Source organism: Micromonospora sp. S-DT3-3-22, from assembly GCF_015354745.1.
Lineage (GTDB): Bacteria > Actinomycetota > Actinomycetes > Mycobacteriales > Micromonosporaceae > Micromonospora > Micromonospora wenchangensis.
On record NZ_JACGMO010000045.1, the window covers coordinates 17,489 to 33,021 of the forward strand.

Sequence of the window (15,533 nt, forward strand, 5' to 3'; positions counted from 1 at the left end):
GCTTACGTGCGGGCGGCGGGCCGGGCCGCGCGCTCGGGGTCGGCGGGCCGAGGGGCACGGCCGTCGACGTTACCGGCGGGACGGCTCCGGGACCGCCCCGTCGACGGCCGGCCGGCGCGGCCGTTCGGTGGTCACCACCAGCGCCACCCCTGCCACGATCACCGCGCCGCCGAGCAGCACCTGGCCGGTCACCGGCTCGGCGACCAGCAACGCGCCGAGCGCCACCGCCACCACCGGATTGACGTACGCGTAGGTGGCCGCCAGCGAGATGGGGGCGTTCGCCAGCAACCAGACGTACGCGGTGAAGGCCACCAGCGACCCGGCCACCAACAGGTACGCCAGCGCGAGCCAGGACCGGGCGGTCACCTGGGCCGGCGAGAACCCGCGCAGCTCACCCCGGGCCAGCGACAACACGGACAGGGCCACCGCCCCGGCGACCATCTCGTAGACGGTGGCGACGAACGGATCGGCGGGCATCCGCAGCCGGTTGGACAGGAACGACCCCACCGACCAGCAGACCGCCCCCGCGACCACGGTCAACGCCCCCACCAGCGGCACCGCACCGGACCCGCCCCGGGGGAGCACCAGCAGCACCAGCCCGAGGAAGCCCAGCGTCACCCCGGCGAACGTCCACCCCGGCGGGCGGTCCCCGGTGACCGTCCGCAACAGCACCACCAGCAGCGGGACGGTGGCGACCAGCAGCGCGGCGATCCCCGACGGCACCGCCACCCCGGCCGGACCGGACTCGGCGAGCACCACCAGACCGTTGCCCCCGGCCAGGAGCAGCACCCCGACCAGCGCGGCGGAACCGAGCTGCCGGCGGTCGACCCGCAGCGCGCCCCTGCCCCGCCGCAGCCGCAGCACGACCGCCAGCACCAGCGCGGCACCGCCGAAGCGGGCGGCGGCCGACCCGAGTGGCGGCATCGACTCCACCACGACCCGGATACCGAGGTACGTGGAACCCCACAGCACGTAGACGAGGATCAGTGCGGTCCAGATCAGGGCTGGTCGGGCGGGTGTCGCGGCCGAGGGAGATGAGGTCATCGCAGGACCACGCTACGGTGACCACGTCGGTGGCGTCCTTCGGATGGCCGGCATCTCGGCACGCGGGAGGACGGGCATGGCGAACTACGGACCACCGGGGGGTTCCCCGGAACCGTGGGGTGGGCGACGCCCGGACGACCGCTGGAGCCAGCCCGCCCCGGAGCAGCCCCCGACCGTGCCGTCCCAGCCGTCCGGCTACCCGTCGTCGTACGACCCGTCGTACCGGCAGCCGGAGCCGTACGGGCCAATGGACCCGTACGCGGTCAGCGGGCCGGCGGCGTACCCGGATGCCCCGACGCCGGGGCGCGGCCGTGGTCCGCTGGTCGCGGTGCTGGTCGTGCTCGCGGTGCTGGTCGTCGGCGGTGGCCTCCTGTGGTACCTGCTGGCCGACGACGACGGACCGCCGTCCACGACCGAGGCCGTCCTGCCGACGACGCCTGTCGAGCCGGACGGGGCGACCTCCGGTCCGGCAGCCACCACGCCCGCCCCCGCCTCGTCGGCCGACCCCCGGTTCGTCAAGGCGGGCCAGTGCGTCCGCAACGAGGGCCCGGCCGGCGGCAAGCCCAAGCTGCTGATCACCGCGTGCGCTCCGAAGACGTACGAGGTGCTCCGCCGTTTCGACGGGGCGACCAGTGGTGAAAGGGACGCCGAGGCGAAGTGCGGCGTGGTGGAGGGCTACACCAACTGGTACTTCTTCGACAGCGAGCTGGACACCCTCGACTTCGTCCTCTGCCTGAAGCAGCGCTGAGCCCACCCCTGGGGAGAGAGATTGTCAACCTTCGGCCCACCCGACTCCGGCCGTCCCGACAAGGAACACCGGCCCACGGCCTCCGAGTCCGAGCCACCCACCGAGCCCCTCGGCTCCGAGCCGCCCACCGCGCCGATCTCCCCGGAACCCGCGACGGAACCCATCGGCCGGTCCGAGCCGGAACCACCGACCGCCCCGATCTCCCCGGAACCCGCGACGGAGCCGATCGGCCGGTCCGACCCCGAGCCGCCGACCGCGCCCCTCGCACGGTCCGAGCCGGAGCCGCCGACCGCACCCCTCGCGCAGTCCGGCTCCGAGCCTGCGACCGGGGGAGTCCCGTCCGACGCGGACACGCCGACGGCGTCGATCCCGGCGGAGCCGGACGAGTCGCCGACGGCTCCCTTCGCCCGCGACCAGGACGAGGCACCCACCGCGCCGACCACCCCGGTCCCGTCGACCGCCGACGAGACGCCGACCGCTCCGATCTCGTCGCCTCCCCCGCACCCGGCCGACGAACCGCCGACCGCACCCATCGCGGCCGACCCCGACCACCAGCCGACCACGGTTCTGTCTGCCGGGCCGGCCGGGCAGGTCCCGACCGGCCAGGACGACGAGCCCACCGCTGTGTCGGCCGGACCGCTCGCCGGTCCGGCCGAACCCGACACCGCACCCGCCGAGGCGGCGACCGAGCCGATCCGGGCGCACGACCCGGAGCCGCCGACGGCACCGATGTCGGCGACCCCGCCGGAGCCACCGACCACGCCGATCTCCGCCGCAACGCCGGAACCGCCGACCGCACCGATCTCCGGCACCGCACCGGAGCCACCGACCGCCCCGATCTGGGCCGGTACGGACGACGCACCGACCACGGCGCTGCGCAGCGAGCCGCCGACCGCCCCCGTGACCGGTGATGCGGCGACCGCCCCGATCGCCACGTCACCGGAACCGCCGACCACCCGACTGCCGGTGTCGGGAGCCGGGCAGCCGGCCCCGCCCCCACCGGCCGGTGGCTACTCTCCGACCACGCAGATGCCCGCGCCGACCGGCGGGTACTCCCCGACCACGCAGATGCCGGCAGCGGAGGCCCCCCAGCCACCACCCTCGTCGGGAGCGGGGTACCCGCCACCGCCGACGTCAGGGGCGGGCTACCCGCCACCGACCTCGGGGGCCGGTTACCCGCCACCGCCCACGTCGGGGGCGGGCTACCCGCCGCCGGACACCTACCTGCCGCCGACCGGTCAGCCGGCGGCGTCGTCGGGGGCCGGCTACCCGCCGCCGGGGCCGTTCCCGCCCGCCGGGCCGACGGCCGCACCGGCGGCGGGCGCGTTCAACGCACCGGCGTCGCCCCCACCGACCGGTTACTCCGGCCAGGCCGCGCCACCACCACCGTCCTCCGGGTTCCCCGGAGCAGCCGCGCCCACGTCCGGCTACCCCGGCCAGTCGACGCCACCACCGTCCTCCGGGTTCCCCGGAGCAGCCGCACCGGCGGCCGGTTATCCCGGTCAGGCCGCGCCCGGCTACCCGGGACAGCAGCCGCCGCCGGGCTTCCCGGGGCAGCCCGGACCCGGGTATCCGACCCCGCCACCGGCGAAGGGGCGGGGCGGTCGGATCGCGCTGATCGTCGGGCTCGTGGTGGTCCTGCTGCTCTGCCCGTGTCTCGGGGTGGGCGGCTGGTTCCTCCTGGCCTCGGATGACGGCGACGGCCCGGCACCCTCGACGAGCATCTCCGCCGCCCCCACCGGGGACGGGCCGACGGAGAGCACCCCGACGAGCGCGCCGGAGCCGACCGGGGAACCGACGACGGCCGAGCCGACCCCCACGCCGACCAGGGCGGATCAGATCGTCCGGGGCGACTGCGTGGTCAACGACGGTACGGCCAGCGACGCCGAACTGCGCAAGGTGCCGTGCGGCCCGAACACGTACGAGGTGCTGTTGCGGATTCCGGCGTCCACGAACGGGGAGCGGTGCCGGTCGCTGGCGCCGGAGTCGAACGCCAACTACGTGCACGACAACTCGGTGGACATCTTCGACTACGTGCTCTGCCTGCGCAAACGGAGCTGAACAGGAAAGTATGGGGCTGTCTAGCATTCACGCTAGACAGCCCCATATTCCGGTCGAGGGCGGGTCGGCGACACGCCGGTAGCCCTGTCTACGCATCTCTAGTCCGCAGGCTAGAACGCCCGATACTGTGCGATGCGTGGATCCGGTCCGCAACCCGTACGCCCCGGGCGCCGGTCAGCGCCCGCCCGAACTCGCCGGGCGGGGGCGGGAGCTGGACGTCTTCGACGTGGTGCTGGAACGGATCGCCCGGGGTCGCCCCGAACGCAGCCTGATGCTCACCGGCCTGCGCGGCGTCGGCAAGACGGTCCTGCTCAACACCCTGCGTTCGCAGGCGATCAACCAGCTCTGGGGCACCGGCAAGATCGAGGCCCGGCCGGACCAGTCGCTGCGCCGGCCGATCGCCGCCGCCCTGCACATGGCGGTCCGGGAACTGGCCCCCCGGCACCGCGCACCGGACCGGATCGACGCCTTCCTCGGCGTACTCAAGGCGTTCGCGCAGCGCAGCGCACCGACCACCGGGCGGGCCGGTGCGGCCCCCAGGTTGCGCGACCGGTGGCAGCCCGGCATCGACGTGCCGGCCAGCAGCGGTCGGGCCGACTCCGGCGACATCGAGATCGACCTGGTGGAGCTGCTCACCGACGCGGCGGCGGTCGCCGGGGACGTGGGCACCGGCATCGCCGTCTTCATCGACGAGATGCAGGATCTCGGCGCGGAGGACATCTCGGCGCTCTGCGCCGCCTGCCACGAGCTGTCCCAGCTCGGCGCGCCGCTGATCGTGGTGGGCGCGGGCCTGCCACACCTGCCGGCGGTGCTCAGCGCCGCCAAGTCGTACTCGGAGCGGCTGTTCCGCTACCTGCGGATCGACCGGCTGGACCGGATCGCCGCCGACCGGGCACTGTGCGCGCCGGCCGAGCGGGAGCAGGTCGAGTACGAGCAGAAGGCCCTCGACCTGCTCTACGAGTCGTCCGGCGGCTACCCGTACTTCGTCCAGGCGTACGGGAAGGCGACCTGGGACCACGCACCCCGCTCCCCGATCACCGACGCGGACGTCCGGGTCGCCGCCCCGGAGGCGGAGGCGGAGCTGGCGGTGGGTTTCTTCGGTTCCCGGTTCGAGCGGGCCACCCCGGCCGAACGCGAGTACATGCGGGCGATGGCGACCCTGTCCCAGGTGGCGGGCGAGGCCGACGGCGGCGGTCGGGACGACATGGACGCGGCGGTGCCGACCGCCGAGATCGCCCGCGCGTTGGGCCGCAAGCCGGCGAGCCTCTCCCCGGCCCGGGACGCGCTGATCAAGAAGGGGCTGATCTACTCCGGGGAACGCGGCACGGTCGCCTTCACCGTTCCGCACTTCGGCCGCTACCTGCGCACCCAGCCGGCCTGATCCGCCGGGGTCAGACCCGGGACCAGGGGGGCGGGAAGACCACCTCGCCGCGCGGTGGCGGCGGCGCGTGGCTGACCTCCGGCGGCAGGACGAGCGCCTGCCACGGCTCCCCCAGCCCCGACCAGGGGCTGACCAGTCCCATCCGGTCGGCCCGGGTGAAGCCGAACCGCCGGTAGTACGCCGGGTCGCCGAGCACCACCACCAGCCGTTCGCCCAGCTCGGTGGCGGCTTCCAACGCGGCCTGCACCACCGCCGTGCCGTGCCCGACCCGTTGCCGGTGCGGGGCCACCGCCACCGGCCCGAGCACCAGCGCCGGAACCCGGACCCGGTCGGCCTCGACCTGCACCCGGGTGAGCAGCGCGTACCCGACCACCTCGCCGCCGTACTCGGCGACCATCGCCAGTTCCGGCAGCCATGCCGCGCTGCCGCGCAACTCGTCGACGAGCGCGACCTCACCGGGGGTGGTGCGGTCGGGGCGGGCGAAGGCGGCGGCCAGCACCCGGCGGACCGGGCCGGCGTCGGCCGGGCCCTCGGGACGCAGCCGAAGGGTCGTCACCCGCGCGACGTTACCGGTCGGAGCCCGTCCATCAGCGACGGTCGCTTCGTTCGGCGTGGCGCACCGCCTCCGGCCGCCGGTACGCGTGACCGTCCCGCGACGTGACGGACGACGACGCACCGATGCGGACCGTCGACACGCGGACCACTGCGGATCGGCCATTGCCCGGATAGTGGGGCGTCAAACGGGGTATGACTGAGCCATGAAACCCGTGCGCTCCCTCGCCCGTGTCATGTTGAGCGGCATTTTCGTGGTCAGCGGCGCCCGCAACTTTCAGCACCCCCACCGGCTCGTCCCGGCGGCGAAGCCGGTCACCGACCGGGTCACGCCGCTGATCCAGCAGGTCGCCCCGCAGCTCCCCACCGACACCGAGACGTTGATCCGGGCCAACGCCGCCGTGCAGTTCACCGCCGGCCTGATGTTGGCCACCGGGAAGTTCACCCGCCCGGCCGCGCTGCTCCTGGCCGGCACGCTGGTGCCCACCACCGCCGCCGGTCACCCCTTCTGGAGCAACGACGATCCGGCGACCCGGAACAACAACCAGGTGCACTTCCTGAAGAACCTCGGCCTCTTCGGCGGTCTGCTGCTCGCCGCCGCCGACACCGAGGGCAGGCCGGGTCTGCGCTGGCGGGCCGGTCACCGCATCGGCCACTCACGACGTTCGGTGGGTCGCGCGGTGCGTACGGCCCGGCGGGAGGCCCGGATCGCCGTCCGGTCGGCCGCCGCCGCCCGCCGGTTACCTGGCTGACCTGCATCTATTCGGCCATCACCCCCCGCAAGGCCGCGAATTACCTGAACCACCCGACAGCCGTTAACGCGGTGGAAATGTCAAAAACTGGTGTGGGATCGGACACGGTCGCATAACGCGGGAGGCAGCAACGTGAGGCGCCGTTCTAGGCTCCGTACCGGACCTGGACGGGTAGGACGACCTTGGTACGGGGGTGGCCACGCCATGCCGACAACCGTCGGTAGACGTGCGGACCGCCTCGCCCCAGTCCGTCGCGCAACGCGTGGGATCGATCGTAGGACAGTCGTACGGACCGGCATCGTGGCCGCCGTCGCCTATGCCGCATGGCTCGCCATCGGTGCTTTCGGGCGGCCGTACAACTTCTTCGACATGAAGATCTACCACGGCGCGGTGGTGTGGTGGGCGAGCGGGCACGAGTTGTACGAGTTCATCGCGCCCACCACCACGCTGGGCTTCACCTACCCGCCCTTCGCCGCGCTGGCCATGCTGCCGATGGCGGGGCTACCGATCGAGGTGGCCGGGTGGATCAACGCGGCCGGCAGCATCGCCGCCCTCGCGGTGGTCCTCGCCGCGCTGCTGCGTCCGATCGTCGACCGGCTCGGCTGGCCGCTCTGGTTCACCGTGGCCATCGCCACGCCGATGGCCACGGCCATCGAACCGGTCCGGGAAACCCTGGGGTACGGCCAGGTCAACCTGCTCCTGTTCGCGTTGATCATGGCGGACCTGGTGGGCCTGCGCTGGCGTTCCCGGCGGGGCACCCACGGGCGCGACACCGACGGCCCGTTCCTGCGGCTGCTCTACAGCGGCTCCTGGGCGGGTGTCGGCATCGGCCTGGCCACCGCCGTCAAGCTCACCCCGGCGCTGTTCATCGCCTACCTGCTGATCACCCGGCAGTGGCGGGTCGCCGCCACCGCCGTCGGCACCACCATCGGCGTCACCCTGGGCAGCTTCGCGCTGGTCGGCACCGAGTCGCGCGCCTACTTCGGCGGGGTGCTGTGGCAGACCGAACGGGTCGGGGCCGCCGACATGACGCCCAACCAGTCGCTGGCCGGCCTGCTGGCCCGGCTGTACGACTCGATCGAGACGCCCGGCCTGCTCTGGCTGGCGTTCTCGGTGCTGATCCTGGCCGTCGGGCTGTCCCGGGCCGCCAACGCCCGCGCCGACGGCGACGAGTTGACCGCGTTCACCCTGGTCGGGCTGACCGCCAACGTGATCAGCCCGATCTCCTGGTCGCACCACCTGGTCTGGGTCATCCCGGCGATCGTCGTACTCGCCGACGCCGCCGTCCGCCGCCGTGAGGCGAGCCGGGGATTGTCGCTGCGTAGCGGCCAGCAGGCGTTCGGCGGGCCGCCCGGGGTGAACGGGCTGCGCCCGCCGATCTGGTACCCGACGCTGACCGGGCTGCGGCACGGGGTGGCGGCGCTCGGGTTGTACCTGCTCTTCCTGATCTCACCGATCTGGCCGTACGAGCACAAGCTCCCCGAGGTGTCGCACTACCAGGACGGCCTGTTCGGCGCGCTGATGGAGAACTCGCTCGCGCTGGCGCTGATCGTGCTGGTCGCCGCCCTGCCGTGGCGGCCCGGCGCCGAGCCCGCCTTCTACGCCGACCGGCTGGCCCGCGCCACCGCCACCGCCGGCCGCCGCTGACCCGTTCCGGCCCACCGGGACACGGGGGCAGCGGCCGGCCGCCGTCGCCCCTGGTCCACCCGTGTGCCGGTGCGGGCTCCGACGTGACCGCAGCCGGTCAGGGGCAGTTGACCCATTCCTCGGTGCCGTCGGCGAAGACCTGCCGCTTCCAGATCGGCAGTCGCGCCTTCACCTCGTCGACCAGCCTCGCGCAGGCCGCGAAGGCCGCCGCCCGGTGTGCCGTGCTCACCGCCGCCACCAGCGCCACGTCACCGATGTCGAGCCGGCCGATCCGGTGCGACACCGCCACCGCGTAGACGTCTGGGTCTGCGGCGATCTCGGCGGCCACCGCGCGCAGCGTCTCGACGGCGCTCGGGTGGCCCTCGTACTCCAGCAGGGTCACCGGTCGGCCGTGGTCGTGGTCGCGGACCACGCCCTGGAAGGAGACCACCGCGCCGGCCCGGCGGTCGGCCACCGCCGCCTCGTGCGCGGCCAGGTCCAGCGGCTCGTCGGTGACCGCGAGCAGGGCCGTCGTCGGGCCGGTCGTCACCACGTGCGCTCCCCGGGCAGCAGCGGCAGCGGGACGACCGGCACCCGGGCCCCGACCTCGCCGGAGGTGCCCGGCCGGATCACCGCGAACCCGTCCGCGCCGGCCAGCCCGCGCAGCATCGCCGACCCGACGTGCCGGACCGGGTGGGCGGTGCCGGCGGCCCGGTCCAGCCGGACCAGCGCCAGGTGGGTGTAGTCCCCCCGACCGGGCACCGGCTCGGCGAGGGTGGCCTGTGGCAGCGCCGGCAGCGCCCGGCCCTGGAGCCCGGCGAGCAGCGGCGCGACCAGCGACACCAGGGCGACGATCGCGGACTGCGGGTTGCCCGGCAGCCCGGCCACGAACCGCACCCGCCCGTCGGCGTCGACCAGCCGGGCCAGCAGCATCGGGAAGCCGGGCCGCACGGCGACCGTGTTCACCACGTGGTCGGCCCCGAGCGCCTCCAACGCGGGGTGCAGGTGGTCGACCGGGCCGTGCATGGTGCCGCCGGTGGTGCAGACCAGGTCGGCCCCGGCCAGCGCCCCGCGCAGGGCGGCCACATGGGCGGGGAGGGTGTCCGCCACCGGGCCGACCACGTCGGAGGGCCGGACCTGGCAGCCGTAGCGGCGCAACCAGGACGGCACCGCCGGGCCGAGCGCGTCGCGGACCCGGCCCGACCCGGGCGGCCCGGCGGTGAGCAGCTCGTCGCCGAAGACCAGCAGCGCGGCGCGCGGTTGGCGGCGCACCGTGAGCTGGTCGTGCCCGCAGGAGGCGGCCAGCCCGATCAGCGCCGGATCGACCGGGGTGCCCGCCGGCAGCAGTTCCTCACCGGCCACCGCCTCCTCGCCCGGCTCCCGCCACTCCGGGTGGGCCCGGGGGGTGCCGGTCACCCGCCCGTCCGGGGTACGCCCCGAGTCCTCGATGCGCAGGATGGCGGTCGTCCCGGTGGGGACCATCGCGCCGGTGGCGATCTCGACGGTGGTGCCGTCGGCGGTCAGCCCGGCCGGGGTCTGCCCGGCGAGCACCCGTCCCACGACGTCCCACGGGCCGGCCCCGCGCACCGCCCAGCCGTCGACGCTGGAGGTGGGGAAGGCGGGCAGGTCGGTCCGGGTGGTCAGCGGCTCGGCCAGGGTGTACCCGTCGGCGTCGGAAAGCGACCGGTTGACCGGGGGCAGGGCGGCGGCGAGGCCGACCGCGTACACCCGGGAGCGGGCCTCCTCCCACCCGGCCGGTGGCGGCGCGGCGACCTGGGCCGCGGTGGCGGCGGTTTCCGTGCTCACCGGGGGCCTCCGTTCGGACGGGACGCGGCGCTCCGCGTACACCCCCGCGAGCCTAGCGCCGCCGCGCCGACCGTGCGGTCAGTGGTCGCCGCCGCGCAACTGGTCGACCGCGTGGCCGAGGATCGGGCCGAGCACGGCCAGCCCGTCCTTCGCGCCGCCCCGCGAGCCGGGCAGGTTGACCACGAGCATCCGGCCCAGCACACCGGCGAGCCCCCGGGACAGCGCCGCGGTGGGGACCCGGTCCCGGCTGTACGCGCGGATCGCCTCGGCGATGCCGGGGATCTCGTGGTCGAGCAGCGCCCGGGTCACCTCCGGGGTCCGGTCGGTGGGGTTGATGCCGGTGCCGCCGCTGGTCAGCACCACGTCGATCCCGTCGGCACGGGCGGCGCGCAGGGCCTCGCCGACCGGTTCGCCGTCGGGCACCACCACCGGCTCGTCGACCTGGCAGCCCAGCTCGCGCAGGCCGGCGACGAGCAGCGGGCCGCTGGTGTCGGCGTACACCCCGGCGGCGGCCCGGTTGGACGCCACGACGACCCGGGCCCGGATCACGGCCGGTCCTGCGGGCGGACCCACTCGCCGGTCTTGCCGCCGGTCTTGCGCAGCACCCGGACGGCGTCCACGGCGGCGGCCGGGTCGACCGCCTTGACCATGTCGACCAGGGCCAGCCCGGCGACGGCGACGGCGGTCAGCGCCTCCATCTCCACCCCCGTCCGGTCGGCGGTGCGGGCGGTGGCGGTGATCTCCACGGTGTCGTCGGTGAGTCGCAGGTCGACGGTGACGCCGTGCAGGGCGATCGGGTGGCAGAGCGGGATCAGGTCGGGGGTGCGTTTGGCGCCCATGATGCCGGCGATCCGGCCGACGGCCAGCGCGTCGCCCTTGGGCAGGCCGTCGCGGCGCAGCAGCTCCACCACCTCGGCGGTGGTGCGCAGCCGCCCGGCGGCCACGGCGACCCGGCCGGACACCGGCTTGGCGGAGACGTCGACCATGCGGGCCGCGCCCGCGGCGTCGACGTGGCTGAGCTGCGCGGGATCGGTCACGTCCGCGAGCCTAGCGGTGCGCGCCCACCGGAGCGTACGTCCGGTGCGCGACGACGACCGGGAACAGGAACGCCGAGCGCGTGGGGACGATTCGTGATCGGTAGTTCATCGTCGATTTCATCGGTCGCCACTAATAGGTTCTCGCGTCGACGACAGAGCGGGAAACACCATCGCGCGCGAGATCGTCACGCCCGAGAAACCCTACGTCGCGTCGTGACCGCGAATCGCCACCGGGCCACTTCGACGACGTTGGCACCACCGCGTCGACCCGACTACGCTGCGTTCCGCAATGGGGTGATCTGTCGCACTCGCACAGCCGGTCACCTCGACGTAACGGCAGACGGCACCTCTCGTCCGATGTCGCGAAGCCGCCGTCTGCACCATTATCTAGCGTTAACGAGAACCGTCGGGAGCGCTCAGCACTCCGTTTCCCCATGGAAACGGAAAGTCACCAAGACGCACTCAATTCTCATCTATCGCTCATAGTTACATTTATACCTCCAAAATCGGCCTAACCGCACTTAGGCTGTCCCCTGTCAGATCCCGACCGCAAGGGTCGGCGACAACGATCAGGGGAGGGCGAACGCGATGTCCGCACACGAGTGGCTCTGAACGATTGTGGTGGCGGCGTGACCCCACGTAGCCTTGGCCTCTGCTCAGCGACACGGAGTGGTTGTCGAGGACACGGTGGCGCGACCGGACGAAGGCAAGACGGAGGCCGAGCGGCAGCTGACGCTGCACGTCGGCCTCGTCTGCGTGGTGGCCACCGCAGCGGCGGTCGTCGCCCTCTACCAACTGGTCCACCTCGACCTCACCGGCGGCGACCTCACCCGGTCCGTCGCGCTGGCCTTCATGGCCGCGCTCGGCGTCCGGATCAACTGGCAGATCCGCATCCGGGCCACCGTCCACGCGGTCTCCTGGAGCGAGACGGCGATCGTCCTCGGGCTGGCCGTCGCACCGGCGCCCCTGGTCGTCCTGACCACCGGGACCGGCGTCGCGATCGCCCTGCTGTCCATGAAGCGCGCACCGTTGAAGACCGCCTTCGGCATCGCCAAGAGCATGCTGCTGGCGGCCGGCGGCGGCGTCGCCCTGCACACCCTCGGCTGGTCACCGCAGGACACCGACCTGCCGAAGGCCATCGGCATGATCGGGCTCGCCTACGTCGTCGCCGTGGTCCTCGACGAGTTGCTCACCCTGCCGGTCATCGCGATGGCCACCGGCACCCCGCTGCCCCGGCTCTTCTCCGACGACCTCGGCCTACGCCTGACCAGCGCGCTGGCCCGGTTCGTCCTGATCGCCGTCACCCTGGCCATCCTCCAGGCCGACCCCCGGCTCCTGCTCGCCGTGCCACCGCTGGTGCTCAGCCTGCACCTGCTCTACTCCAACCAGGTCAAGTCCCGCACCGAGCAGCAGGCCTGGCAGCGGCTGGCCCGCACCACCGACGCGCTCAACGTGGTCGACCTGGACAAGGTCCTCACCACCGCCGTCACCCAGGCCACCGAACTCTTCTCCGCCGACGAGGTCGAGATCGAGTTGCGCGACGCCGGCCGCACCGTCCGGGGCGCGAGCGGCACGATCACCTACGACGGCCCGTCCGGCACCCCGAGCGAGATCGAGGGCACCGTCCTGCCCGCCCGCCTCGAAGGCCACGACCGCACCGTCGACGTCGGCATCCTGCGGCTGCGGTTCCGTGGGCCGGTCCGGCTCAGCGAACGCGAGCAGTACACCCTGCGCACCTTCGCCTCCGCGCTGTGCACGGCCGTCCGCAACGCCCAGGCGTACGCCGAACTCGCCCGGGTCGCCGACGAACACGCCCACGCCGCCAGCCACGACGCGCTCACCGGCCTGGCCAACCGCCGGCAACTGCTCGACCGGGGCACCGAACAGCTCGGCACCCGGCACGCCGAGGGGGTGACCGCCCTCGTCCTGATCGACCTCAACCACTTCAAGGAGGTCAACGACACCCTCGGCCACGCCGCCGGTGACCAGGTGCTGATGCAGGTCGCCGACCGGCTGCGCGCCGCCGCCCGCGACGAGGACCTGGTCGCCCGCCTCGGCGGCGACGAATTCGCCGTGCTGATGCGCAACCTGCCCGCCCCCGCCATCGCCGCCCACCGGGCCGAAACCCTGCTCGGCGCCCTGCACGAACCGATCGACGTGGACGGCATGCGGATCAGCGTGGAGGCCAGCGGTGGCATCGCCGCGGCCCCCGCCACCGGCGGCATGCCCGAACTGCTACGCCGCGCCGACGTCGCCATGTACCAGGCCAAGCGGGCCGGCCAACGGATCGCCACGTACGCCCCCACCCGGGACACCGCCGACCTGCGCCGGCTCACCCTCGGCGGTGAGCTGCCCCGCGCGGTGGCCGACCACGAGTTCACCGTCAACTTCCAGCCCATCGTCGACCTGGGCACCGGTGAGGTGACCGGGGCCGAGGCGCTGGCCCGCTGGCACCACCCCCGGCACGGGGTGATCGACCCGCTGCGTTTCATCGAGGCGGTGGAACGCTCCGGCATGCTCCCCGCGTTCGCCGAGGCCATCCTCGACCAGGCGCTCGTCGCCGCCGTCAGCTGGCGGACCGCCGGCTTCGACCTGCCGGTCTCGGTCAACGTCTCACCCCGCAGCCTGCTCGACGCCCGGTTCCCCGGCGCGGTGCTGGCCCGGCTCCAGGCCCACGACTTCCCCCCGGACCGGCTCGTCCTGGAGCTGACCGAGACGCTCACCCTCAGCCAGCTCGACGTGGTCGACCGGGTGCTCAACCGGCTGCGCGACTCCGGCATCCGGCTCGCCCTGGACGACTTCGGCACCGGCTACTCATCGCTCTCCCTGCTCTCCCGCATCCCCGTGCACGAGCTGAAGATCGACCGCAGCTTCGTCACCGCGATGGAGAGTTCGGCCGAGGCGGCGGCCGTCATCCGCTCCACCCTCGACCTCGGCCGCAGCCTCGACCTGGCCGTCGTCGCCGAGGGCGTGGAGAGCGAACCGCAGCGCCGGGCCCTGTGGTCGCTCGGCTGCGCCGCCGGCCAGGGACACCTGTTCGCCCGCCCGCTGCCGGCCGGCGCGCTCCTCGCCGCACTGCAACGCGGCTCCGGTGGCCGCCCCGGCAGTCTCGCCACCCCGCTGCACGACACCGGCGCGGTCATCCGACTCAGCACCCCCGGCCGCCGCCAGCCCGCCCGGAACCGTTCGACGGGTCTGCCACACTTGCCGGCGTGACCGCCGCCGACCGTGCCGCCCGCCGCTGCCGGGCCGTCGACACCGCCGCCGGTGGACTCGCCCTCGATCTCGGCCTCTACCTGCTCTCCGCGATCTTCGCCGCCGTCACCGCCGTCACCTCCACCCTGCCGCCGCACCGGGCCTGGGGCGGCATCGCCGCCGTCGGCTACCTCGCCGCGACGGTCCTGGTCGCCGCCCAGTTCCTCCTCCGCCGCCACCGTCCCCGGCTGGCCGGCACCACCGCCCGCGCGGTGGTCACCGGCCTCGCCTGGGCCGGCACCGCCCTGCTCCCGCTGATCGTGCAGGCCGGGCAACGGGCCGCCGGGCGCACCGACCGGGCCCAGGAGGAGGTGGTGGTGGTCGAGCAGGCCGGCATCCGGCTCGCCGAGCACGGCACCCCCTACCTCGGGTCGGACGCCATCGCCGCGTTGCCCGCCGACGAACGGCTGCTCGGCTACACCCCCTACCAGCCGGGGATGGCGTTGTTCGGGCTGCCCCGGGCCGCCGCCGACACCTGGTGGACCGACTCCCGCGTCTGGTTCGCGCTGGTCACCGCCGCAGCCCTGGCGTGGGCCGTGATGGTGCTGCGCCGTTCCGCCCCGACCACCGGCGGAGCACCCGGGGCGCCGGCGGTGCTACGCGGCGTGCAGGCGGCCACCGTCCTGCCGATCTGCGCCCTCACCCTCGCCACCGGCGGCGACGATCTGCCCGTACTCGCGCTCTGCCTGCTGGCGCTGGCGTTCGCCGCCACCGGTCGCCCCGGTAGCGCGGGGCTGGCCGTCGGGCTGGCCGGCGCGTTGAAACTGTTCGCCTGGCCGGTCGCGCTGGTCCTGATCTTCTGGGGGGCGACCCGACGGGCCGGGCTGCGGGTGGCGGCCGGCGCGCTCGGGCTACCCGCCCTCGCCCTGCTCCCCGCCCTGCTGGTCGACCGGGACGCGCTGGTGGAGAACGTGCTCCGCTTCCCGCTCGGCCACGGCCAGGTCACCAGCCCCGCCCAGTCCCCGTTCCCCGGTCACCTGATCGCCACCGCCCTGCCCGGCGGCCGGGTCGTCGCCGCCACGCTGCTCGCCGCCGTCGGCGGCGCGATCACCGTCCGGCTCGTCCGCCGCCCGCCCCGCACCGCCGCCGCCACCGCACTGATCTGCGGGTACGGCCTGCTCGCCGCGATCCTGCTGATGCCGACCACCCGCTTCGGCTACCTGCTCTACCCGATCGCCCTGCTGGTCTGGGCCTCCGCCCTCGCCACCCGCCCGGCACCGGTTCCGCCGACTTCCCGCCGCACCCCGCCCGGACGGCGTAGACCTGAGGAC

The 15,533-nt window shown here is 74.2% G+C and carries 12 protein-coding genes and 1 pseudogene; 7 read left to right on the plus strand and 6 right to left on the minus strand.

Translation table 11 applies throughout. The features are described 5' to 3' along the window. Positions 1-69 precede the first annotated feature (69 nt). Entirely contained in the window at positions 70-1,044 is a 975-nt protein-coding gene (locus H1A17_RS15350) for an EamA family transporter (protein WP_194822162.1), read from the minus strand. Positions 1,045-1,120: 76 nt separating this feature from the next. Here H1A17_RS15350 and H1A17_RS15355 point away from each other — a divergent pair, with 76 nt between their 5' ends. The 3 genes from H1A17_RS15355 (at position 1,121) to H1A17_RS15365 (ending at position 5,234) form a co-directional block, all read left to right on the plus strand. Beyond that, a complete protein-coding gene (locus H1A17_RS15355; RefSeq protein WP_375372816.1) occupies positions 1,121-1,792 on the plus strand; it encodes a hypothetical protein in 672 nt (223 codons plus the stop codon). A 1,608-nt stretch (positions 1,793-3,400) separates the two neighbouring features. Next, positions 3,401-3,853 carry a hypothetical protein gene (locus tag H1A17_RS35555; RefSeq protein WP_370517102.1) on the plus strand — a complete coding sequence of 151 codons (453 nt, stop codon included), beginning with the start codon at positions 3,401-3,403 and terminating at the stop codon, positions 3,851-3,853. Positions 3,854-3,989: 136 nt separating this feature from the next. After that, positions 3,990-5,234: an ATP-binding protein gene (locus H1A17_RS15365; RefSeq protein WP_145922439.1), complete on the plus strand. Its 1,245-nt coding sequence runs from the start codon at positions 3,990-3,992 to the stop codon at positions 5,232-5,234. 10 nt (positions 5,235-5,244) lie between these two features. Here the strand turns inward: H1A17_RS15365 and H1A17_RS15370 are convergent, their stop codons facing one another. Then, complete coding sequence (locus tag H1A17_RS15370; RefSeq protein WP_145922440.1) at positions 5,245-5,790, minus strand: GNAT family N-acetyltransferase; 546 nt, start codon at positions 5,788-5,790, stop codon at positions 5,245-5,247. A gap of 202 nt (positions 5,791-5,992) precedes the next feature. Here H1A17_RS15370 and H1A17_RS15375 point away from each other — a divergent pair, with 202 nt between their 5' ends. Both H1A17_RS15375 and H1A17_RS15380 read left to right on the plus strand, forming a co-directional pair. Continuing rightward, on the plus strand, positions 5,993-6,538 hold the full coding sequence (locus tag H1A17_RS15375) for a DoxX family protein (RefSeq protein WP_145922441.1): 546 nt from the start codon (positions 5,993-5,995) through the stop codon (positions 6,536-6,538). Positions 6,539-6,742: 204 nt separating this feature from the next. Beyond that, on the plus strand, positions 6,743-8,185 hold the full coding sequence (locus H1A17_RS15380; protein ID WP_145922442.1) for a glycosyltransferase 87 family protein: 1,443 nt from the start codon (positions 6,743-6,745) through the stop codon (positions 8,183-8,185). 97 nt (positions 8,186-8,282) lie between these two features. Here H1A17_RS15380 and H1A17_RS15385 read toward each other — a convergent pair whose 3' ends face one another. The 4 genes from H1A17_RS15385 to moaC all read right to left on the minus strand — a co-directional run bounded on the left by H1A17_RS15385 (position 8,283) and on the right by moaC (position 11,007). After that, positions 8,283-8,714 (minus strand): molybdenum cofactor biosynthesis protein MoaE, encoded by a 432-nt coding sequence (locus H1A17_RS15385; protein ID WP_240763105.1) that lies wholly within the window; start codon positions 8,712-8,714, stop codon positions 8,283-8,285. Further along, positions 8,711-9,970: a molybdopterin molybdotransferase MoeA gene (locus H1A17_RS15390; RefSeq protein WP_194822164.1), complete on the minus strand. Its 1,260-nt coding sequence runs from the start codon at positions 9,968-9,970 to the stop codon at positions 8,711-8,713. The genes H1A17_RS15385 and H1A17_RS15390 overlap by 4 nt, the downstream gene beginning before the upstream one ends. A 78-nt stretch (positions 9,971-10,048) precedes the next feature. Beyond that, complete coding sequence (locus H1A17_RS15395) at positions 10,049-10,519, minus strand: molybdenum cofactor biosynthesis protein B (RefSeq protein WP_145922444.1); 471 nt, start codon at positions 10,517-10,519, stop codon at positions 10,049-10,051. Beyond that, entirely contained in the window at positions 10,516-11,007 is a 492-nt protein-coding gene (moaC, locus tag H1A17_RS15400; RefSeq protein ID WP_145922445.1) for a cyclic pyranopterin monophosphate synthase MoaC, read from the minus strand. Before moaC ends, H1A17_RS15395 begins: the two co-directional genes overlap by 4 nt. 669 nt (positions 11,008-11,676) lie before the next feature. Here moaC and H1A17_RS15405 point away from each other — a divergent pair. Together H1A17_RS15405 and H1A17_RS15410 are read left to right on the plus strand one after the other, a co-directional pair. After that, positions 11,677-14,223 (plus strand): bifunctional diguanylate cyclase/phosphodiesterase, encoded by a 2,547-nt coding sequence (locus tag H1A17_RS15405; protein ID WP_240762518.1) that lies wholly within the window; start codon positions 11,677-11,679, stop codon positions 14,221-14,223. Next, a pseudogene (locus tag H1A17_RS15410) lies at positions 14,220-15,515 on the plus strand (glycosyltransferase family 87 protein); the annotation flags it as partial. The gene H1A17_RS15405 and the pseudogene H1A17_RS15410, both read left to right, overlap by 4 nt. Positions 15,516-15,533 lie beyond the last annotated feature (18 nt).

Bases quoted from the DNA above. Each gene is read 5' to 3' on its own strand.
- H1A17_RS15375 (WP_145922441.1), top strand. From the start codon at position 5,993: ATGAAACCCGTGCGCTCCCTCGCCCGTGTCATGTTGAGCGGCATTTTC.
- H1A17_RS15355 (WP_375372816.1), top strand. From the start codon at position 1,121: ATGGCGAACTACGGACCACCGGGGGGTTCCCCGGAACCGTGGGGTGGG.
- H1A17_RS15380 (WP_145922442.1), top strand. From the start codon at position 6,743: ATGCCGACAACCGTCGGTAGACGTGCGGACCGCCTCGCCCCAGTCCGT.
- H1A17_RS15350 (WP_194822162.1), bottom strand. From the start codon at position 1,044: ATGACCTCATCTCCCTCGGCCGCGACACCCGCCCGACCAGCCCTGATC.